Below are 22,035 nucleotides of genomic sequence, written 5' to 3'. Positions count from 1 at the left end.
GAGGCTAGCGTTATGTATCAAGAAGTATTGGATTTTTGGTTTAACGAGATTGATTCAGAGTTGTGGTTTCAGAAAGACACCGATTTCGATAATAAACTCATAACGAGATTTGGCAAACTTCATCAACAAGCGGTTCAGGGCGAACTGTCCGCTTGGCGTCATTCTCCTAAAGGCGCATTGGCTGAGATAATTTTACTCGATCAATTTTCACGTAATATTTACCGTGACCAACCAGAAGCTTTTGCTGCTGACCCGATGGCGTTAGCACTGGCTCAAGTGGCCATTCAAAACGGTTTTGATCAAACTTTATCGCTTTCAGAACGAAGCTTTTTATATATGCCGTTTATGCACAGTGAATCCGCCGTGATTCATGAAGAAGCCGTAAAGTTGTTTGAAAGCTTAGGTATAGTAAATAGTTTGGACTTTGAGTTAAAACACAAAAAAATTGTGGATCGTTTTGGTCGTTATCCACATAGAAATGCCATTTTAGGGCGAAAATCGTCACCTGAAGAATTGGCATTTTTAGAGGAGCCCAATTCTAGTTTTTAGCTCAGTCGTCTTTCTATCATATTATTTTCTCCACCTCTCTTAGAGAGACTGTCGCAAAACTACTGTGCTCGATAATTCAGCGTTAAAAATCGTCTCAAAATGCTCATTTATAGGTATAAACTCCGCCTTTTCGGCGGTTTTTGCCTTGCCTTATCTTCGCTCGTTACCTTTTGCGACAGCCTCTTAGCGGAGGGAGTCATCGCCTAACACCGCGAGTCTTTGCCGTGTCAAGGATGTAATACTTTGGTGTCTGTCTTGCATATAGGTTTAAGACATAATTACAAGTCAGGCTGCCCCAACAAATTCATATTGAAGTATCATGTTTTAAATCAGTAATCTTTGCTCATTAAATGAAGTAATAAAGGGCAGATAACAACATTATACCGAGGGTATTTATCTATTTGCTTGATCTATCGCAATACTTCTTTCCAGAATCCATTCTAGTCTGATATCACCAACATTTTGCCAATCATAAACTTGTGTCAGGAGGGTAAGGTGAAGACGACTCAGACGCTACTCGGAAAATACCAAAACCCAGCCACTAAAGATGAATACCTTGTACTTGAGATCAAGGACTTTGATCGTATTGTGAATCATGTTGATCATTCTGAACGGACGTTGGTTCGCTGCCGCTATGAAACTTTTAATGGTGAGGTCTTAGAGCGTGTGGGTGGGCTATCGCATCCGCGTTTTAAAATGGCAACCACTGGCATGGTGCTGGAACAGACGGGTTAAGTTTTCGTATTCGTCCTCTTTATGCTGGATAAAAAAAGAGCAAGTTAGTCTGTCGACTTGCTCTTTTTTTGTTTGTGTATCAACGGAATTAAATCACGGTTACCACGTTTTCTAATGCCAAACGCGATTTCGGCAACGCGGCGTTGTAGTCCTCATTTTTATGGTGGTAACCCATGGCTAGGCCTACGTCACAGCGGTAACCTTCCAATTCATCTTTGAATATTTCGCTTAGCAATTCATGGTCAACCCCTTCAAGTGGTGTTGAGTCGATGCCTAGGCGAGCTAGGGTGTGCATTAGGTTGCCAAGGGCTATGTAGGTTTGTGCCTTGGTCCAGTGGCTGGTATCGCCGTTTTTATCTGTATTCATTTCTGCGAAGGCAAAGCTGCCAAAGGCTTGCTCGCGGTTTTCGGCTTGGGTGCGGCCATCTTGAATGCCTTTATCCACCACTTTGGCAAAGTCCTCAAGGGTATAATGAGTTTTATGAGCAAATAAGATGATATGAGACGCGGCTTTGGCATGTTTCTGATTAAATTGGAATTTGTTCGCAAAGCTGTCGTGCATACGCTGTTTGGCTTCATCGCTTTCGGTTACGATAAATTTCCAAGGCTGAGAGTTAATGGAAGAAGGGGACAGGCGAAGAGCTTCGTAAATGACGTCTAGGTCTTCTTGAGAAATATGCTTAGTCGGGTCGTAATGCTTCGTAGTATAGCGCTTTGCTAAATCAGTAATAATTTGATGTGACATGATGGTCTCCGTAAATAGGATAAAGCCCGAGATCTATGCGGGTGTAATGGCGCTTATACTAGCTTGTAAAGCATTGAAGAAAAACATGGTAATTATTGAACTATTGTCGAAATAGCTTGAATCAGTGTGCAGATTCTTATCTTGATGTCGGCCATGGAGGGGTTGGGTTTATGGGATAATAGGATGAGACTTTTGTAGGCCTACTGCGCTTGCCATTACTTTGTTAAAAACAGACTAAAAATGCTCATTTATAGCTATAAACTCCGCTTTCTCGTCTGTTTTTGCTGCGTCTTGGCATCGCTCGTGACATCTTGCAAAGGTCTCAGGATATTATTAAAAAGGGTATATTTATGACGATTTTTTCTAAAAATCCGCCTTGAAAATGCCTTTGATGGACCTATTTTGAAAAATGTAACGGAATCGTCTCCCTTGAGAGTCTCGGTTACGTCTTTTGATGATTAGTATTTTGCTTCAAATAGGAGGATTTATTATGAACTCAATTGATTTTACCCCACTTTATCGCAGTAGCATTGGTTTTGATCGTTTGGCCTCTTTACTTGACAATGCGCTAACCAGCGATAATGTGTCTGCCGGTTATCCCCCCTACAACATCGAAGTGGTTGATGATAATCGCTATGCTATTTCGCTTGCGTTAGCGGGTTTTGAGGAAAGCGACCTGGACATTAAAGTGGAAAAGAATGTGCTAACCGTTCGTGGTGAAAAAGCGGATGCTGGTGAGCACAGATATCTCCATCAAGGCATTGCAAACCGCTCGTTTGAGCGCAAGTTTAATCTTGCCGACTACGTTGAGGTAACCAATGCTGAGTTAAAAAGTGGGCTATTAACCATCAGCTTGGTAAAAGAAATTCCTGAGGCAATGAAACCAAGAAAAATTGCCATTAACCAAGCCAATGATGGTGTGCTTGAGCATCAAAAAGAAGACTCAAGACAACAGGATGTAAAAGTAGCCTAAGCAATAAATTGCTTATTACGATGACGGGGCTGTGAGCGATCGCAGCCCTTTTTTATGCTCATCTGTCACCAGTACTATTTCGCGAACAGCTGTCCCATGTCTTTAAAGGCTTTAAATTCCAAGGCATTACCGCATGGATCGAGGAAGAACATGGTGGCTTGCTCGCCCACTTGGCCTTTAAAGCGAATATAAGGTTCGATGATAAAATCGGTTTTTTCAGCGGTTAAACGTTCTGCCAACGCTTCCCATTGCTCCCATGTTAATACCACACCAAAATGTGGAACAGGCACATTGTGTCCGTCTACTGCGTTGGTGCCTGCATGTTCTTGATAGGGCATTTTGGGGTGATGATGGATGACGAGCTGATGGCCGAAAAAGTTGAAATCTACCCATTCTGGTGCAGAACGGCCTTCTTCCAGTCCAAAAACATCGCGATAAAAAGCCCGTGCCAGCGGCACGTCATAGACGGGGATAGCAAGGTGGAAGGGCTGTAGACTCATAATGGGGTCTCCTATGGTGAAAATATGCGCTGATACATCATTGTGACAGCTAATTTATACTAATGGCGACTTATATTGCTATAGTGAATAGGATAAAGGCTTTTTCACTGAAAGGATGTCGAGGTAGGAATATGGCGGAATTTCTTGTTTTGGGTGCGGGTATGGTTGGTGTGAGCAGTGCTTTGGCTCTTCAGGCTCAAGGACATACTGTCACACTGGTGGACCGAACAGGTGCGGGGTTGGAAACCAGTTATGGCAATGCGGGCATTATTCAAGTAGAAGCAGCAGAACCTTACGCGTTACCTAGGGAGTTCTCCAAACTCTTCAATTATCTGTTTGAAGTCAGTAATGATGTGACTTGGCGTTTAAATGGCGTACTGAACATGGCGCCCGCTTTATGGTCTTATTTACGTCATTCTGCGCCACAGAAACACGCACAGATCTCGAAAATTTATTCTCAATTGACGTTTCGTTCGACGGCAGACCATGAGGAGTTGATTCGCGATTCTCTCTCTGAAGATCTTATCCAGCGCGATGGGCTAGCCATGTTTTATCGTGAATCGGATGAGTTTGAAAAAGCGACCCAAAAAGCCGAATTTTTACGCCAGGAATATGGTGTGACATCGCGTATTGTGGATGGCAAAGCCTATCAACAAGAAGAGTCCGCGTTAAAAGCGGCACCGGCAGGTGTGGTGCATTTTACGCAAAGTTGGAGTTGTTCGTCGCCTGGCGGCTTAACTCAAGCCTATTGTGAATTATTCGTTGAACGGGGCGGAAGCTTTGTCTCGGGGGACGCCAATACTTTGCAGCATACTGTGAATGGTTGGAGTGTGCTGACAAGTGATGGCGAACGTGAGGCGGAGCAGGTGGTGATTGCCTTGGGACCTTGGTCACCAGAGTTACTGAAACGTTTTGGTTATCAGATTCCAATGGTGTACAAACGTGGTTACCATGGGCATTTTGCTATGCCCACCCATTTAAATCGGCCTTTTTTAGATACCGCAAATGGTGTGTTAGCAGCCCCCATGAAGCAAGGGCTAAGAATTACCACGGGGGCGGCCTTAGTACCGATGGATTCTCCTGCGGAGACCAGCCAATTAGTGCGTGGCGTCAACGCTCTCAATCAATTAATGGATGTGGGAAAACAAATAGAAGAACCGCAATGGATTGGTACACGACCCTGCATGCCAGATATGTTGCCCCTTGTTGGTGAAGCACCAAATCATAAAGGTTTGTGGTTTCACTTTGGCCATGGTCATCAAGGGTTCACGTTGGGGCCCACAACGTCGGCATTGCTGATGCAGGCAATGAATGGTGAATTCAATGAATTGATTACCGCACTGTCGCCTCGTGAACGATTGCTATGAGAGTGGCTAAATCGGGCGGCAGCTCGTATTCAAAAGATAAGGCTGCGTTAGAAAGGTAAAGGTGCGTTAGAAAGATAAAAAGAGGGCGGATGATCAATATCATCACCCTCTTTTTTATAGCTGTTGTTGGGCTTTTTGTCGCAGATGCCAAACTCTAAGCGGTGGACTTTTCGAGTTGGCTCTCATGTGGATGCGAGCTTTGCCCTTTGGCAGCTTTACATAGCAGTATAACGAACAGCACTAACCCCAGCAGTCTCGCGCCGATGATGTGTGGGGAAAAATCCGTTGCGGCTTGTGGCCATGCAATCAATATGGCTGCGATAACGTACAAACCTCGTATGAACCAACTCAAGTTGTTTTTCAACCAGCCTGAAAAGCCAATGCTCATGGCACTTGTCGCTAATGCGGCGATCACAATGGCGGCAATGATGCTGGAGGTTGAACCAATCAATAGAATGCCTGGCATGGTGACAAACAAGAAAGGAACCAACAGTTTCACAAAGCCCAAACGCATGGACTCAATGGCCGTTTCGGTAGGGTCCGCACCGGAAATGGTGGAGGCGGCATAGGCCGCTAAGGCAACAGGTGGTGTGATGGCAGACACTAACCCATAGTAAAAGATGAACATATGGGCTGATAATGGTGCCATGCCCATTTGTGTCATGGCGGGAGCAACGAGAACCGCTAATAATAGATAAGCGGCGGACGTTGGCAAGCCCATTCCAAGCACAAAAGACGCGCCAGCGGTGAGGAGCAACACGGCCCATAAATGCCCATTCCCTAAGGAAATAATCAACCCAGACAACATTAATCCCAAGCCTGTTAAGTTTAACACTCCAATAATGACGCCTGCCGATGCTACCGCTGCGACAATCGGTAGGATATTGATCAATGTTTCTTTGCAAGCGGCAATAATATCGACAATATTGATGCGTGTTTCTGCTTTCCAAGGGCTGACGAAAAAGCCCGCTAAAATCCCCATGACAGCGGCTTGTGTGGGGGACTCACCAGAAACCATAAGACCAATGAGCACGACGAGGGGCAATAATAAGTAGCTTTTCTTTTTGAGGGTTCTAAGCAGGAGTTTTAAGCCTGCTTCTGTATCTCTTTCAAGGTTTAAACGGCCCGCTTCCAGTCTGACAGCGATCATTAAGGCTAAAACATAAAGAAGTGCAGGAATAAGCGCTGCCAGTGCCACTTCTGAATAGGGGATGCCGATGATTTCTGCCATTAAGAAGGCTGCGGCCCCCATGACGGGAGGCATGATTTGTCCAGCAGACGACGCGGCGGCTTCAATAGCACCGGCGAGTTTTGCACTGTAACCTACCCGTTTCATTAATGGAATGGTAAAGGTGCCGGTGGTGACGACGTTTGCCACGGCGCTGCCATTTAAGGAGCCCAGTAACGCGCTGGATAACGCCGCAGATAACCCAGGCCCACCTTGGACGCGTCCGGTTAAGCCTCGGGCTAAATCAACAAATACCTCGCCTGTGCCTATTTTGGTTAAAATGGCGCCGAATAAACCGAATAGGAAAATATATTCCACCGCGACACCCATAGGAATGCCATAGATGCCTTCGGTAGAAAGCATTAAGGTCGAGGTGAGTCGACTGATGTCGAAACCACCATTACCATATTTTCCCGGTATTAAGTAGCCATAGTAGGCATAGAACAAGGCAAGGGTCATTAAGCCAATCAGTGCCCACCCGACGGCCATTCTGACAAACAGAAAAACAACACAGATAAGGCCAATAAATATCCAAGTATCCTGAGGAATAGCAATGGCACCACGCATGATGATGTCCATATAGTTATGCCATAAATAGGGGCCAGGGATAAGAGCAATCACAGCGAATAAGTAAAAGCCAAGGCGAAGCCAGGTTTGTTGATACTTCAACGCAAAAAAGAGCATTGCTGAGGCGGAGACTAGGGAGAAGAATAACGACCTCAATAGCAATGCCGTAATCCCCCCATAGTAAGCGCCATAGAGCACCAATCCGGCGACCACCACGGCGATAACGCTGAATAGGATGGACAGACACGTTCGCTCTTTGTTGCCAATCGTCTTGGTATCAAACAATAGGTCTTTGAGTGTGGTCTTCGCCATGATGACTCTCCTACTGCTTATTCATTTCATCGAAGTATTTTTTCGCGCCAGGGTGCAGTGCAATGGGCGTATTGGGGGCGGTTTTCAGGGAGATTTTTTTCGCCAATGGATGCACTTTTCTTAGCATGTCGAGGTGATCAAAAATAGCTTTGGTAATGTTATAAATTTTCGTTTGATCGGCTTTGCCACTGGTGAACAGAACCGCAGGATCATTGATCATGGTGACGGCTTTTTTCTGGTCTGGGTAGGTGCCAGCGGGTAAAGAGTAAACTTGGTAGAAAGGGTATTTCTTGATCAACGCATCGATACTTTCTTTACTGGCTGACAAGAGTGTCATGTGGCGTTGTGAGTCCAAGTCAATCAATGATGCTGTTGGTGCACCAGCCAAAACGACAGCGGCATCTACTTGGCCATTGATCAAGGCTTTTACTCCTTCTGTATAGGATAAAAAGCGTGGTGTAATGTCTTTAAACACACCATATTCTTTAAATAAGCGCGTGGCTAAAACAGCGGCGTTACTGCCTGGAGGTCCCATACTGACACGTTTGCCTTTTAGATCTTTAAAATCTTTTACTCCTGTGCCTTGAATGGTGGCGACTTGTAAGACCGCCGGATAAAGGTAGGCGATAGCCGCCACATCCAATTTCCCGCTTTTTTTAAATGGGCCGATGCCCTGTTTGGCTTCGTACAAGGTGGAAGAGGAGGATAACCCCAGCGTCATTTGACCTGCGGCCACACGGTAGTTGTTTTCGATTGATGCCCCCGTGACTTCGGCGCGGGCGGTGGTGTCAGGCATGTATTTATTGATGGTTTGGGAAATACCTGCCCCCATGACGTAAAAGAGACCACCGGTTCCACCCGTACCAATAGAGATTCGTTCTGTGGCAAGGGCGGGTGTGGCGATCAGTGTGCTGCAAAGCGCACCAACGATAACGGCTTTGTTAAACCATGCTTTCATAAACATAAGATGCTCCAAGGATCGATATTATTGTTATTTTCCTTAGGGCAGTGTATGACAGAAACCTTTCACGAACCTTTCATGGGGTTGACCGTTTCTTGTTATTATTGAGACGGGGACATGGAGGAGCCTAAAGCCTCATCCCATTCATCGTAGATGAGCTGCTTTTTAGCGGAGTCTGTTTGGATCAACAGTTCAAGGCCTAAGGGAATTGGGCGGAAAATACCATGAGGCAATTTTTGTAAGGCCTGACGACTATTTTGCCCCGTTATATGACGATCTAAAGGTGTGATGCCAGAGGCTTCGAGTAAGCTTTGCCCCTGATGAGACAGTAAAAAATCGATAAAAAATTTGGCGGTTTTGGGGTGTGTTGTCTGTCGGTTGATAAAAGCAGTCCGCATGATAATGCTTGTGTAGTCGGTGGGCATTAAGGTGACAATCCACGGGTATTTTTTGCTCCATTGAAAAGCATAAGAACCAACAAGATTGTAGGCAATAAATAGGTCACCTTTTAACAAGGCTTCAAGCATGGTGTGCGTGTCGGTATAGAGTTGCGCTTTATGATTGCCAAACGCTTCTAATAAGCGCCCATAGGTGCGAGATTGCTGGCTATCGTATGACCAGGCCAAATAGCCAAGTCCAATTTTTTTGATATCAAAGAGGCCGATTTTGCCGTCTAAGAGATGATCTTTGTCCCGTATTAAGGTGAGTAATTGTTCGCGGCTGGTGGGCAGTGGGGAACCAGTAAGAATGTCAGTATTGATGACCATTACAATGGGCTCATAAGTAAAGCCGAAGAGTTCTTGTCGCCATTGTGAATCCATTGGTAGAGACTGAGGCGGCGGTGAGTCGTTGCGTAAAGCGAAGCCATCGTTGACCAGTTTAAATTGTAAATCCATGGCAGGACTCATCATAATGTCTGGCCGTTCTTGTGGGGCGTCTAAAAAGGTCTGGTAAAGGGCATTGGTATTCAACTGGGTATATTGAATCTGAGTATGAGGATGTTGCGTTATAAATGCCCTAAAAAGAGGGGCAATTAGGGCGTGATCCAGTGCACCGTGAACCGTTAAAAGGACGGTTTGCTTGGCTAAACTTGGGTAGCTGTAGGTGTTGGTTGTATTGGAAGGCGAGGGAGTGGACGGGTGCGAGTCAGCCCCAGAGGCCATAAAACAGCAAAACAAAAAAGCTAAGTAATATTTCATTGTTTTGATTCCTCAACGCAAAGGAACACAATCTCAACAATTAACCCTGTCGGTTGATTATCTTTTAAGTGAAAGGCGGCTTTGTGGTGCTCTGCTACCTCTTTGGCAATGGAGAGACCAATCCCCGAACCGGCCGCCACATTATCCGCGCTTCTGTAAAAATACTCGAAGATATGAAGTTTATCCTCATCACAGACACCAACCCCCTGATCCCGTATTTGCAGCGTTGCTTGGTTGGACAATGCTTGATTGGACGCTGTTGATTGGGTCATCAATTCCACTTCCACCGTGCCATGTTCGGGGCTGTATTTAACGGCGTTTTCAATGATGTTGTGCAGCATTTGTTTGAGGGCAAATTCATCCCCCAAAATATTGGTTTTAGCGTCACCTACGTAAGCAATTTCGACGTGTTTTTCTAATGCCCAGACAACAAGTTCGCGGCAAGTGTCTTTGATTAACTCATCCAAAGATAGGAGTGAGAAGGGGTGACTTTGAAAGCGGTGTGTTAGGGTGGCTCTGTTTAACAATTGATTGACGGTTTGGGTCAGCAATTGGCTACTTTCTAATATGTTTTCCAGTTGTTGTTTTCTAAGGGCCGCATCTTTTTCATCTAAGGCATTTTGGGCTTGTGAGATGAGCCCAGCAAGCGGCGTTCTAATCTGATGGGCGGACTCGGCCGTGAAGCGTTCTAAACGCTGTAAGGTGTTATCGAGCTGGGCCATAAAGTAGTTAATACTACCGACTAGTGGTGCGATTTCGCTTGGCACATGGATATCTAATGCCGACAGATCTAAAGAAGAGCGTTCGGTTATCGCTTGTTTGATGGATTGGAGAGGGCGCAACACTTGCCAAATCACAAACAGTAATAACAGCATGGTGATAATGAAAAAGACACTAACAAACTGCAGGGCGATTTGGTTGAACTCTTTAGCGGCTTTTGCGCGGGCTTCCATGGTTTGTCCCACGATTACAAATACGGTTTTGCTCTTATCCGCCTCCAGTAATCGTTTGCTTAAAATAATAAAACGCACCCGCTCACCACGGTAGTTTGATTCATAATAAAGGGGCTTTATCGGTTGATTCTGTTGCGACTCTCTGATGAGTTGGGGAAAGGGGATATCCGGTAAATCTTTATAGCCAGTCAAAACTTGGTACTGAGTATTCATAATAGAATAGAAGGCTCGGTCGGAGCTGGATAACGACAGGGTCTCAAAGGCCGATATGGGTAAGTCGATGATGACTTTGCCGTTAACTAAGGTGATATTCTCTGCCATTTGCAATGCCGCGCCGTAAAGTAGCCGGTCATAGGATATTTTCGTGGTGCGGTTGGCATAAATGTGTGCTCCCCAGAGCGCGAGGCTACTGATGAAGAGTAAGACGATGAAGGTCATGACTAATAATTGTCGACGCAATGATCGAGTTTTACTCATGCCTTTTTTCCAATAGGTAACCTAATCCCCTAATAGTACGAATCTTAAAGTCGCTATCATGGAGCGATTTACGAAGACGGGCGACGTAGATTTCGATAACGCTGGTGTTAGGGTTATCATCAAAATTGTAGAGATGTTCGATCAATGCTTCTTTGCTGAGCACTTTACCTGTATGCGTCATAAAGACTTCCAGTAAACGAAACTCTCGCTGTTTGATATCAATAGGCGTGCTATTCACGGTGACTTTACAGGCGTCCAGATCAAGCGAGACGTTGCCATATTCAATGGTATTGAGGGTTTGTCCATGACTTCGACGCAGTAAGGCTCGGCAACGTGCTTCTAATTCGCCAAAATCAAAGGGCTTAGTCAGGTAATCGTCGGCCCCCAAATCGAGCAGAGTAATTCTGTCTTCCACTTGGTTACGAGCCGTGAGAATGATGACGGGGGTATGAGCGTGTTTTTTTCTGAGTTTTGCCAGGATGTGATTGCCCGTTGTATCTGGCAAGTTGAGGTCTAATAACAATAAGTCGTATTGCTGTAAATCCAGCATTTGTTGGGCGGTTTTACCGGTTGTGGCGAGATCGATGCCGTGGCCCATTCGACTCATTCTTTGGCAAATGGCTTCACCGAGAATTTTATCGTCTTCTACTACTAAAATTCGCATGATTCATCACTTTTTATTTACCCTTCATAAGGCTTTGTTTTTATATTTTTCGTCGTTACTTAGCGTATCTTAAGATAAAAAATGCCCTAATACCTATACATTCGCATAAAAACCGCTTTGCTTGTCTGTTGACCACCTCTTACTTTTTCCCTATTTGAAGATATGTAGATAATATCAACTTTAGATTGCAGGCTGGATGCGAATAGCCCATCATAAAAAGCATCTATCATGACCGTAAGGAGTAAGTAGAGATGAGCAAGTCTGTTTCCGATATCATTGTTGATACCCTAAGTGAGGCGGGTGCTAAGCGCTGTTATGGCATCGTTGGTGATACCATTAACCACTTTACTAACGTTCTGAGTCGGTCTGATATTGATTGGGTGCATGTGCGCCACGAAGAAGTGGGGGCTATGGCCGCAGGCGGTGAATCTTATATGACAGGTCAGCTGTCATTGTGCGCAGGCACTTGTGGACCAGGTAGTTTGCACTTCGTTAATGGTATTTTCGAGAGCCATCGTAATGGCTCACCTGTGGTGTTGATTGCTTCTCAGGTAGATCGTCGTCAAGAAGGGCTGAACTTCCCTCAAGAAGTGGATCAAAAACCTATTTATGAACAATGCTCTGTGTTTTGTGAACGCATCTCTCATCCTGACCAAGCGCGTCGCATTACGGTTCAAGCCGCGCAAGCGGCACTGTCAAAAAACGGTGTGGCAGTGATTATCGTCAATGGCGATATGTTCCAAGAAAAAGTCCATAATGATGTCAATTGGCGAGTACATACCGCTAAGCCAAACATTCGTCCTAACCCTTCTGAACTCGCTGAGTTAGCCACCATGATTGACCATGCTGAGCGGGTGACCTTGTACGCAGGCATTGGCGCAAAGCATGCCCGTGAAGAGTTGATCGAGTTGGCGGAGTTATTAAAAGCCCCCATTATTCACAGTACTCGCTCGAAAGAGTTTATTGAGCCGAACAATGCTTTTCATGCGGGGATGACGGGGATTTTAGGCAACCGTGCGGGGATGGAGGCGGTCATGGATTGTGATTTGTTGATCTGCCTCGGTACCGACTTTGCCTATACCCAGTTTTACCCAGAGCACGCGAAAATTGTTCAGATCGATATTGATGCCAGACATTTAGGCAAACGCAGCCCAATCGATCTGGGTCTGGTGGGGGATGTGGCCGATTCAATCCAGGCTTTGATGCCAAAACTTTCGCCGAAAAATGACCAAGCTCATTTAGACAAAGCGTTAAAACAATGGAAAAAAGACCAAGCAGAGTATGTTCAAGAGACGAAATCTGGACCAACATTGCTCCATCCACAAACTGTGGCTCACACCTTGAATAAACTAGCAAACGACGACGCTATTTTCACCGCAGATGGCGGTACGCCTATGGTGTGGTTATTGCGCCATTTAACTGCGACGGGACAACGCCGCTTTTTAACCAGTCTGGCCCACGGCACCATGGCCAATGCCTACCCTCAAGCGCTGGGGATTGCTAACGCCTATCCAGACCGCCAAGTGATCGCCATGTGTGGCGATGGGGGAATGAGCATGCTAATGGGGGATTTATTAACACTGGTACAGGAAAATATCCCCGTTAAATTACTGATTTTTAATAACGAAACACTTGGCTTTGTTGAAATGGAGCAACGTGTTGAAGGTTTGTTGGATGCTTTTACTGGTTTGAAAAACCCCGACTTTTCAGAAGTCGCGAAAACGATAGGTTTAGATGGATTTCGAGTGGATGAAACCAGCCAATTGGAAGAAGCCATGCAGCAATGGTTAGCGACCGATAAGCCTGCCTTATTGGATGTCAGAGTCAGCCGAATGGAGCTGGTGATGCCGCCGAAGGTTGAGGCTGCTCAGGTCATGTCGACGGCCATGTTTGGCATTAAAGCGGTCCTCAATGGTCGCACAGATGAATTGATCTCGTTGATACGTGATAACTATGTCCGTGTCCGTTAAGGTCGATTATCCTGTCTGTGTGAAATAGCAAGCATCAACAAAGACGTCAATCACTGTCTGGCGCCTTTGTTGAAGCAGCTTTGCCATCGACGGTAACGCCGTATACGTGGTGAAAATACCAAGGGCTTGTGCCTTTTTTCAATTGAGAAAAGATGACGTTATTAAACTGGCTGTCTAGTAAATCTTCTATATCCGTTGGCATCACATTCTTCAGATGGACATCATTGAAATAGATGTTTTTATGATAAGAAGAATGCGTAAAGCCGGTAAGAATTTGAATGGAGGGCTTTTTCCCTGCGATGCCGTCCACGGACACATGATTAATCCTGAAGTCAGAGAACTGTGCTGGGGTAGCGGCGGGCTCATACTGGGTGACTTCGTTTGGATCACCATACTGAAGGGTCAATAAAAAGGCTTGATCCTCTAAGTCCGACAGGGCCGTATTGCGAAAAATTACATCGGAGGCACCGCCACCAATGGTATCGCTGCTTTTAGCTCGCAGGCCTATATCGGTTTTCACCATGACATTATTTTCGGCCACAATATGCTTGATACCAGAGCCTGTTCGACTGCCTAAGACAACACCACCATGGGCGTGATAGATAAAGTTATTAAACAGCCAAGCCCCGTTTACACCCTGTTCTGACGCGGCTTTAGCGCCAGCTCCTGCGGCAAAGTTAATGGCGTCGTCTCCCACATCGAAGTAGCTATTCAACACTAAGGTGTTTGTGCCTCGACTGATATCGATACCATCACCATTGTTGACATCATAGGTTTCCACTTTAAGGCTGTTATAGGTCGCATTTTTGTTGCTACTACTGACAATGGCATGGTTTGCTGGGTTTCGAAGGGTGACACCTTCAACATAAAGATTGGTTACTTTTCTTAGGTAAACAAGGTTAGAGCGCATGCTGCCATAGGCCTTATGGGCTGACATACCGTGTTGAATACCACTTTCGACTTGTGATTTGGCCAGTAAACCATAGTTCTTATAGAGCTTATTGCTGCCGTGTAAGTAGTGTGGCTGGGAGTGCTGTAAATAGTTTTGATAACGATCGGCTGATTGTTTCCAACCGTTTCCATCAATAATGCCATTGCCGACAATGCGAACATTGGTGAATGTTTTGCTGTCGGTAGCAGGAGACTGCAAAACATTGATTAAGGCTGAAGGGGTTTTATTGATGATTGGGTAGTCATCAGCATGGCTTGAACCGAGCAATTTGGCACCTTTTGCGAGATGGAGCGTCATGTTGCTTTTTAAGTAAATAGCTCCTGTGACAAAGGTACCTGCGGGGATGGTGAGTTCGCAGTGCGTTGGGCAGCTGGCAATGGCTTGTTGAATAGCGAGTGTGTTGTCGGTTTTGCCATCCCCTTTTGCTCCAAAGGCGCTAATGTTTCGCTGGGTAGGGCGTGGGGTGGTTTTCAGTGTTAATACTTGGCTAGTGTTAAGTATTTGGCCGTTTTTATCCAGCGCTTGAACCTGAAATTGATAGCTTGTATCAGGGGATAAATCGCTGATTTTGGCACTTTGCCAAACGATTTTCTGGGTGAAGTCACTTGGGTTGTTTTTGTAAAAATGATCAATAAACGGTTCGGCTGCTGAGTCGATGTTGTGGCTTTTTGCCTGCCCGATAACATGACCGTTTTCTAAAATCTGATAAGCCTGAATGTTAGTAATCTTACCTGGAGGCGTCCAAGTCAATAGGAGACTATGGTCGTCGGCACTGGCAGCAGGGGATTGTAGGTTAAGCCTTTCTTCTGCTTGGGCCGCACTTGCTAGAATCATTAGAAGGGCCAAGCTTGCTCTAATAAAAGATACGATGTATTTCATGGTCATTTAGTTATCATCCATCTGAGTACTTTGGTTAGTCCATTATGACTACGCTAATAATCGCGTTCTATATTGCGTTTTTTTTTATGCTTGTTAATTGGGTTTACGTTTTTATGACGGATTGTACTGTTTCTAAACAAAGTGTTTCCATCACAACTAGATGATTTGGCTAGAGAATAGCGGGGCTAAGAGGAAGGATAAGAGCGAGTTTTACCTCTCGCCCTTATTTCGTTTTCTTTTTTATCGCAAATATTGTTTTGCTGTGTAGTCAAGTGCCCGGAACATCCGTTCAATAATGGTGTCAATGTCTTGTTTACTACAGACGATTGGGGGGGCACAAACCATGGCTTCACCGACAGCTCGTACCAGTAAGCCTTCTTTAATAGCTTGATCTCGGCAAACAATACTGGCGGCTGCGTTGGGGGCTAAACGTTCCTTGGAGCCTTTGTGTTTGACCAGCTCTAAGGCGGCAACCATGTTTTTCGCGCGTGCTTCACCGACGATCGGGTGATCTTCTAGGGACTTCCAGCGTTGCTCAAAATATGGACCAATCTCTTTCGCCATGTTTTCAATGGTGTGTTGGCTTCGTAGTATATCCAAGGTGGCGAGCCCAGCAGCACAGGCAACTGGGTGACCAGAATAGGTCATACCATGAGCAAAATCCCCTTTGCCTTGGGCAAGAACTTCCGCAATTTTATCGGATATCATCACACCACCTAGGGCTTGGAAACCATTGGTGACGGCTTTGGCAAATGTCATTAGGTCCGGTTTAAAACCATAGGTCTGACAACCAAACCAGCTACCCGTGCGGCCAAAGCCACAAATGACTTCATCACTGATTAATAAAATGTCGTGCTCGTTACAGATGCGCTGAATTTCTGGCCAGTAAGTGTCTGGTGGAATAATCACGCCACCTGCTCCTTGAATAGGCTCAGCAATAAAGGCCGCTACTTTGTCTTCGCCAAGCTCTTCGATTTTCTTTTCTAGCTCACGGGCGGCTTGTAGGCCGAACTCTTCTGGTGTTAAGTCGCCGCCTTCACCGAAATAATAGGGTTGTTGGATGTGATGTACATAATCAATTCCGGTGTATTGATCGTGCATGAAGGTCATGCCTGATAGGCTAGAAGCGGCAACGGTGCTTCCATGATAGGCGTTATTGCGGGCGATAAAGTGTTTTTTCTCTGGTTTGCCAAGAATCTGATAATAACGATGGACGATTTTAATATTGGTATCGTTTGCTTCTGAGCCAGAGTTAGTGAAAAACACATGGTTTAAATGCTCAGGAGTGACTTGTGCCATCGCTTCCGCCATCTTCACTGCCATGTCATTAGAGCATTGGAAGAAGTTGTTGTAGAAAGGCAGCACTTGCAGTTGCTCATGAATGGCTTCAACAATTTTGGGTTGGCTGTATCCAAGGTTACAACACCATAGACCCGACATGCCATCAAGTACTTTACTGCCTTCTGAATCATAAAAATAAATATGTTCACCACGGGTGACAATTCGGCCGCCGCTTTTTTGATACGCTCCCACATCGGTAAAGGGGTGTAGGTGGTGGGCCTGATCTAAGGCGCGCAGAGCTTCAGTAGTAGGCAATAAAGGTTTGTTGCTCATGGATACTCTCCTATGACAATGAGGTTCGTTTGCTTAGGAGTTCTCTCCTTTTTTATGGCAAACAAGTGAAATGCAATAACGATCCTATTAAGGTGTCATTGTCGTTTATGGTATCTATAAAAGGGGTCGACTGGGATTACCCTTTTAGGTAGGGGGAGGCAATGCACTCACTGGAATGGTGAGTGCGAGTATGTATGCCTATAGTAATAGTGGTTTTCCAAGGCTTATTGGTAACCAACAATGCCTTTGATTTCTAGGAAATCATGGAAGCCAAACTCACCCCATTCACGACCATTACCAGACTGTTTGTAACCGCCAAACGGTGCTCTTGGATCGAAATCGTTACGGTTTAGATAGACGGTACCAGCGCGCATTTTTCTCGCCACAGAACGGGCACGCTCTAAACTGCCTGATTCGATATAAGCGGCCAATCCATAAGGCGTATCATTGGCAATTTGAATGGCTTCTTCCTCATTGCTATAAGGAATAATAGTCAGTACTGGACCGAAAACTTCTTCTTGGGCAATGGTCGAATCGTTACGCACGTTAGCGAACGCGGTAGGACGAATAAAGTATCCTTTATCTAGGCCATCAGGACGACCTGTACCACCAACGATCAGCTCATTACCTGCATCAATGGCGCTTTGGATCATGCCATTGACTTTGTCAAATTGCAGTGCGTTGGATAGGGGACCGATGTCAGTCTCTTCTGATCGTGGATCTCCGACTCGAGTATTTAGTGCTGTTTCCTTGACGACTTGTACTGCCTGATCGTGAAGGGCGGCAGGAACCAGCATGCGTGTTGGGGCGTTGCATGACTGCCCAACGTTACGGAAGCATTGCTTGGCTCCCCAACGAACTGCGCCCTCGAAATCGGCATCGTCTAGGATAACAAAGGGGGATTTACCGCCCAATTCCAGCGATACACGTTTGATATTATCCGCCGCTGCCTTAGAGACTTGTACCCCTGCACGGGTTGAGCCAGTTAAGGAAACCATATCAATATCAGGGTGGCTGCTAATGGCTGAGCCAACCTCTGGCCCATCCCCATACACCATATTAAACACACCCGTAGGGACACCTGCTTCATGGAGAATTTCAGCAAACAACTGAGCTGAAAGAGGTGTCATTTCGCTTGGTTTTAGCACGATAGTACAGCCACAGGCCAAAGCCGGTGCGACTTTACAAGCAATCTGATTCATCGGCCAATTCCACGGAGTGATAAAGCCACATACACCAATTGGCTCTTTTACTATGTGGCTACCGCCCTGTTCATTTTCAAAGGAAAAATCGGCTAATACATCCCGAGCGGTGATAAAATGTAACATACCAATAGGGGACTGTGCTGAACGGCTCATGGAAATGGCCGCCCCCATTTCCGATGTAATAGCTTGAGCCATGTCTTCGAGGCGAGTTTTATAGACTTCGATGATACGGTCTAAAACGGCTAAGCGTTCTTCTCGGCTTGTTTGTGACCAAGAGGCAAAGGCGTTGCGCGCAGCGATGACGGCTTGATCTACATCGCTTTTGCTGCCCAAACTGACTTGCGCAATGACCTCTTGCGTCGTGGGATTAATCACTTCTTTAATAGACGTGCTGTCGGATGGCACCCAAGTACCATTGATATAGAATTTATTATAGTGTTTCATGGTGTCTCTTCCTTCACGTAGCGTGTCTATCGATTGTAGCGACCTTGTTAGGTGGAAACCATACCTCCTATGGGGGAGGCGTTTTGGCAATGGATTTGCTTATTGTTTTGTATTCATATAATAAGAGCAACTGGAACTATGTCTTTTTTAGCCCTTTTTAGCCAGCATTCAGCGCGCTTATCATCCTATTTGGGGACCGAGGCATTTTTGCCTGAAATGGTCTCTATGTTTAAGGCGCTGGTGGATGTCGACAATATCACCATTTTAGCTTATCCATCCAAAACCATGCCTCGAGTGGAATACAATGAACTTCCCAATGGCCTTATGCAGACTTCGATTGATAAGTTTTTGAACGGTACTTTTTTGCTTGACCCTTACTATATGGCAGCAACAAAAGCCCAAAAACAAGGTTTTTTTGCCTTGTCTGAGCTTTCCCCAGAAGGCTTTAAGATGAGCGAATATTACCACGCTTATTATAAAAACAGTGGTTTAAAGGATGAGTGTGGTTATCTTATTTGGGTGGGGAGTGATGATGCGTTTGTCAATATCTCACTGAGTCGAATGGATCAAAAAGCCGCTTTTGATACCGAAACCTTAACTCTGCTCAACGATATTTGCCCGATGGTTGACTGGTTGATGAAACAGCATTGGACGAAAGAAATACATAGTCCTCCCTCGTTTAACTTGCGCCAGCGTTTAGAGGTTGCTTTGGACGGTTTTGGAACAAGCTTGTTAACCGACAGAGAAAGCCAAACCGTGGGGATGATTCTGCATGGTTACTCTAACAAGGCCATTTCAGAGCGTCTTCATATCTCTGTTGAAACCGTTAAGTTACACCGAAAAAATGCTTACGCTAAGCTGGATGTAACGACGGCTGGCGAGCTATTTAACTTGTTTTTAGATTCGGTCATGAGTATCCAAGATGATATGGAGGGCGATCCATTGAGTTACTATATGAACGCTAAAACCGTCGTTCAGGCACCATAATAGTTCAGTATTCGGTTTTGACTGCCTGCTGGTGCTGGCTTGTCCCTCATGGAGGCGAACAGACAAACAAGATGAAGGTGGGAATGTTTTTTGTTACGCAATGAGGGGTTCTAGGCCTTCTAAGTGCTTTAAAAACAAAGTAAAAATATCCGCCTGATTATTCGTGTTGAGGCGACTGTGGATGTTTTTACGGTGTACTTTAATTGTTCCAACACTAATGCCAAGTTGGTCTGCAATAGATTTTGAGGAGTGTCCTTTTAACAGTAGACCAAGTACTTCTTGTTCTCTATCCGTTAAAGCGCCTTTGGCAAAAGTGGTCAGTGCTTGCTTAAGAGGGCTATTTTTCCTGACGTTATCCACATAGTTTTGAGATTGTGCTAGCCAAAACTGCTGAACCAGTGATTCTATCATGGGATAGACCATTTTTAAGTTATTCAACTCACTGCGTAATATGGAGCCAACGGTTTTTTGGCGCCCTAAGGTAATAGCGAATGTGGTTGAGCGATTAAGACTAATCAGAATGTTGATTTCATCGACTAAATCAAATGCTTGATAGCATTGTTGATAGTAACGAGTTTGCTCAAAAGAGTCTGGTGCTAGATCGGCTAGCCGATGAATCCCCGATGATACGCCTTGTTGTATTGCATTGAACAGCGGATCTAGTAAATAAAAATTATGAAGATAAGCGTGGAGTGTTGGGTTTTCTTCTGGCGTAATGTTTGGGTGGATAAGTATGGGTTTAAACGTCTTTTTATAAGTGATGAGATTAATATCATCAAAATAACATAAGCCACTTAAGAAGCTTTCTAAGACACAGGGAAAACTGTGGATGTGCAAATGGTTAGTAACAACGGCTAAGTCTTTCATCAAGTCTGAGGGGGAGATCTGGCCATTCTTGTAATGTTGTGACATACCTCTATTCCTCACCTGACTTTCATCGTTTTTGATGAAAGCATACTGATCATTGCTCCCTTTATGGATGTTTTATTATAGAGCACCTATACCATTTTTGTCCTGTTTTGGTGCTTGCTCGTCCTTCTCTTTTTTCTTTCAATCAATCATATATTTTTTAAGCAAAGCTTGGGCCAAAATAAATGTATCCTGTTGAAAATTATTTGAAGTTGCAGGGTGTGTTTTTTATCCTCTAAAAAAATACGTTTAAAAGCATAAGAATGCCATTGATTTTAATAGGAAACTAATCATCATTTTTGCTACAGGACAAGGCTCTTTTTTTCAATGTCGAAATAAAGCGCTATTCATATACCCACTAGGGGATAGTTACTCTTGATAATTGTTGAGAGTAAGGTGCTTTATAGCAGTATATAATCCAAAAGAGAGTAGTGTATATGTTAGTAAATGATGAGAAGCCAACTGAGTTTGATGTGTTTATAACGGACTTTAATGGCAACTTACGTGGTAAACGGTTCCCAGCGAAAAGTATGGAAGAGATTATGCGCGAAGGGATGAAGTTGCCTGTATCTGTTGTAGCTCTAGATAATTGGGGGAATGACGTTCTCAAGAATGGTTTAGTGTTCGAAACAGGTGATAGTGATGGGCTTTGTCTTCCCGTGCAAAATCAAGCCGTGCCAGTACCTTGGGCAGCACAACCACGTAAGCAGATACTCGCCATGATTCACAAACCAGATGGTTCGCCTTGTCATCTGGATCCTCGTCAAATTCTGAAAAATATTGTTGATCGTTATAAAAAACTGGGTCTAACTCCTGTTGTTGCAACAGAGCTTGAGTTCTATCTTTTAGATCGTGAATCGGAAACATCACAGCGTCCTATCCCTCCTGTCGTGCGCAACGGTAATGGTCGTCGTTTACAAGAAACAGATTGTTACTCGGTGAAGGAGATGGATGGGTTAGCAGTTTTCTTCGCAGATGTACGAGAGGCTTGTAATCAACAAAATATTCCAGCAGACACCATTATTTCTGAGTTAGGGCCAGGTCAGTTTGAAATTAACATGGTTCACACAGATGATGCATTACTTGCCGCAGACCATGCCAGTATGTTTAAACGTTTAATCAGTGGCGTGGCTAGAAAGCATGGTATGGCATCGACTTTCATGGCGAAACCTTATCCGAATGAAAGTGGCAATGGTATGCATGTACATTTTAGTGTGATCGATGAAGACGGGAAAAACGTCTTTGATAATGGCACAGATGAAGGCTCCGCTTTATTGAAGCAAGCGGTTGCTGGATTACTGAATCACATGGCTGACAGTATGTTGATATTTGCCCCCCACCTGAACTCTTACCGTCGCTTCCAAGCGGGTGCCTATACGCCGACTTTCGCGGGTTGGGGATACGGTAACCGTACGGTAGCAGTTCGCATACCAGAAAGCTCTAACGCTGCTCGACGCATTGAACATCGTGTATCGGGAGCAGATGCGAACCCCTATTTGGTGTTGGCTGCTGTGCTGGGCGCGGCTTTAAATGGTATCGAAAATAAAATGTCACCACCTAAGCCGATTGAGGGGAATGCCTACACGTTAGTGGATTTGTATGAAAGCCTACCAAGTCGCTGGGACGATGCGACAGAATTCTTTAAAGACAGCCAATTTCTAAACGATTATCTAGGCAAAGACTTTGTTAATGCTTTTTCAGCAGCTAAAGAACAGGAGCAGAACCGTTTGTTTGGTCAAATCTCAGACATTGAGTACAAGTCTTACTTATAGACGTCGTCACAAAAATAATAAACGACGCGACATAATTAGACGCTACATAATTAAAGAGTGCTGAGCCAGTGTG

18 protein-coding genes are annotated in these 22,035 nt (G+C 45.0%); 7 read left to right on the top strand and 11 right to left on the bottom strand.

Features of this window, described 5'->3' with window-relative positions:
* The first annotated feature begins 12 nt into the window (after positions 1-12).
* Together MSP8886_RS17975 and MSP8886_RS17970 are read left to right on the top strand one after the other, a co-directional pair.
* Positions 13-549, top strand: coding sequence for a DUF924 family protein (locus MSP8886_RS17975; RefSeq protein WP_067019096.1), 537 nt, complete (start codon positions 13-15; stop codon positions 547-549).
* A 495-nt stretch (positions 550-1,044) separates the two neighbouring features.
* A complete protein-coding gene (locus MSP8886_RS17970) occupies positions 1,045-1,284 on the top strand; it encodes a hypothetical protein (RefSeq protein ID WP_067019093.1) in 240 nt (79 codons plus the stop codon).
* A gap of 88 nt (positions 1,285-1,372) precedes the next feature.
* Here MSP8886_RS17970 and MSP8886_RS17965 read toward each other — a convergent pair whose 3' ends face one another.
* On the bottom strand, positions 1,373-2,029 hold the full coding sequence (locus tag MSP8886_RS17965) for a nitroreductase family protein (protein WP_067019090.1): 657 nt from the start codon (positions 2,027-2,029) through the stop codon (positions 1,373-1,375).
* A gap of 490 nt (positions 2,030-2,519) precedes the next feature.
* On the opposite strand from MSP8886_RS17965, the gene MSP8886_RS17960 reads away from it, so the two are divergent.
* Entirely contained in the window at positions 2,520-3,002 is a 483-nt protein-coding gene (locus MSP8886_RS17960) for an Hsp20 family protein (protein ID WP_067019087.1), read from the top strand.
* A 74-nt stretch (positions 3,003-3,076) separates the two neighbouring features.
* On the opposite strand, the gene MSP8886_RS17955 is transcribed toward MSP8886_RS17960, so the two are convergent.
* Positions 3,077-3,502: a VOC family protein gene (locus MSP8886_RS17955; RefSeq protein ID WP_067019084.1), complete on the bottom strand. Its 426-nt coding sequence runs from the start codon at positions 3,500-3,502 to the stop codon at positions 3,077-3,079.
* A gap of 131 nt (positions 3,503-3,633) precedes the next feature.
* Here MSP8886_RS17955 and MSP8886_RS17950 point away from each other — a divergent pair, with 131 nt between their 5' ends.
* Complete coding sequence (locus tag MSP8886_RS17950) at positions 3,634-4,869, top strand: NAD(P)/FAD-dependent oxidoreductase (RefSeq protein WP_067019081.1); 1,236 nt, start codon at positions 3,634-3,636, stop codon at positions 4,867-4,869.
* 154 nt (positions 4,870-5,023) lie between these two features.
* Here the strand turns inward: MSP8886_RS17950 and MSP8886_RS17945 are convergent, their stop codons facing one another.
* The 5 genes from MSP8886_RS17945 to MSP8886_RS17925 all read right to left on the bottom strand — a co-directional run bounded on the left by MSP8886_RS17945 (position 5,024) and on the right by MSP8886_RS17925 (position 11,230).
* A complete protein-coding gene (locus tag MSP8886_RS17945; protein ID WP_067019078.1) occupies positions 5,024-6,976 on the bottom strand; it encodes a TRAP transporter permease in 1,953 nt (650 codons plus the stop codon).
* 10 nt (positions 6,977-6,986) lie between these two features.
* Positions 6,987-7,940 carry a TAXI family TRAP transporter solute-binding subunit gene (locus tag MSP8886_RS17940; protein WP_245659136.1) on the bottom strand — a complete coding sequence of 318 codons (954 nt, stop codon included), beginning with the start codon at positions 7,938-7,940 and terminating at the stop codon, positions 6,987-6,989.
* Between the two features lie 98 nt (positions 7,941-8,038).
* Positions 8,039-9,136 carry an ABC transporter substrate-binding protein gene (locus MSP8886_RS17935; protein WP_067019075.1) on the bottom strand — a complete coding sequence of 366 codons (1,098 nt, stop codon included), beginning with the start codon at positions 9,134-9,136 and terminating at the stop codon, positions 8,039-8,041.
* A complete protein-coding gene (locus MSP8886_RS17930) occupies positions 9,133-10,566 on the bottom strand; it encodes a sensor histidine kinase (RefSeq protein ID WP_067019072.1) in 1,434 nt (477 codons plus the stop codon). The genes MSP8886_RS17935 and MSP8886_RS17930 overlap by 4 nt, the downstream gene beginning before the upstream one ends.
* Positions 10,559-11,230 (bottom strand): response regulator, encoded by a 672-nt coding sequence (locus tag MSP8886_RS17925; RefSeq protein WP_067019069.1) that lies wholly within the window; start codon positions 11,228-11,230, stop codon positions 10,559-10,561. Before MSP8886_RS17925 ends, MSP8886_RS17930 begins: the two co-directional genes overlap by 8 nt.
* A gap of 251 nt (positions 11,231-11,481) precedes the next feature.
* On the opposite strand from MSP8886_RS17925, the gene MSP8886_RS17920 reads away from it, so the two are divergent.
* On the top strand, positions 11,482-13,200 hold the full coding sequence (locus MSP8886_RS17920) for a thiamine pyrophosphate-dependent enzyme (protein WP_067019067.1): 1,719 nt from the start codon (positions 11,482-11,484) through the stop codon (positions 13,198-13,200).
* Between the two features lie 46 nt (positions 13,201-13,246).
* Here MSP8886_RS17920 and MSP8886_RS17915 read toward each other — a convergent pair whose 3' ends face one another.
* The 3 genes from MSP8886_RS17915 to MSP8886_RS17905 form a co-directional block, all read right to left on the bottom strand.
* Positions 13,247-15,037 (bottom strand): glycosyl hydrolase family 28 protein, encoded by a 1,791-nt coding sequence (locus MSP8886_RS17915; RefSeq protein WP_083201023.1) that lies wholly within the window; start codon positions 15,035-15,037, stop codon positions 13,247-13,249.
* 234 nt (positions 15,038-15,271) lie between these two features.
* Complete coding sequence (locus tag MSP8886_RS17910) at positions 15,272-16,645, bottom strand: aminotransferase (RefSeq protein WP_067019060.1); 1,374 nt, start codon at positions 16,643-16,645, stop codon at positions 15,272-15,274.
* Between the two features lie 224 nt (positions 16,646-16,869).
* Positions 16,870-18,294, bottom strand: a complete 1,425-nt coding sequence (locus MSP8886_RS17905) for an aldehyde dehydrogenase family protein (protein ID WP_067019057.1) — start codon at positions 18,292-18,294, stop codon at positions 16,870-16,872.
* Between the two features lie 138 nt (positions 18,295-18,432).
* On the opposite strand from MSP8886_RS17905, the gene MSP8886_RS17900 reads away from it, so the two are divergent.
* A complete protein-coding gene (locus MSP8886_RS17900) occupies positions 18,433-19,281 on the top strand; it encodes a response regulator transcription factor (RefSeq protein WP_067019053.1) in 849 nt (282 codons plus the stop codon).
* Between the two features lie 93 nt (positions 19,282-19,374).
* Here MSP8886_RS17900 and MSP8886_RS17895 read toward each other — a convergent pair whose 3' ends face one another.
* On the bottom strand, positions 19,375-20,193 hold the full coding sequence (locus tag MSP8886_RS17895; RefSeq protein WP_067019051.1) for a LuxR family transcriptional regulator: 819 nt from the start codon (positions 20,191-20,193) through the stop codon (positions 19,375-19,377).
* A 434-nt stretch (positions 20,194-20,627) separates the two neighbouring features.
* On the opposite strand from MSP8886_RS17895, the gene MSP8886_RS17890 reads away from it, so the two are divergent.
* Entirely contained in the window at positions 20,628-21,962 is a 1,335-nt protein-coding gene (locus MSP8886_RS17890; protein ID WP_067019048.1) for a glutamine synthetase family protein, read from the top strand.
* Positions 21,963-22,035: the final 73 nt, after the last annotated feature.

Origin of the sequence: Marinomonas spartinae (assembly GCF_900089775.1) — a bacterium.
GTDB lineage: Bacteria > Pseudomonadota > Gammaproteobacteria > Pseudomonadales > Marinomonadaceae > Marinomonas > Marinomonas spartinae.
The sequence above is the reverse complement of the archived record's forward strand: the minus strand, read 5'-3'. Positions and strand labels throughout refer to the sequence as shown.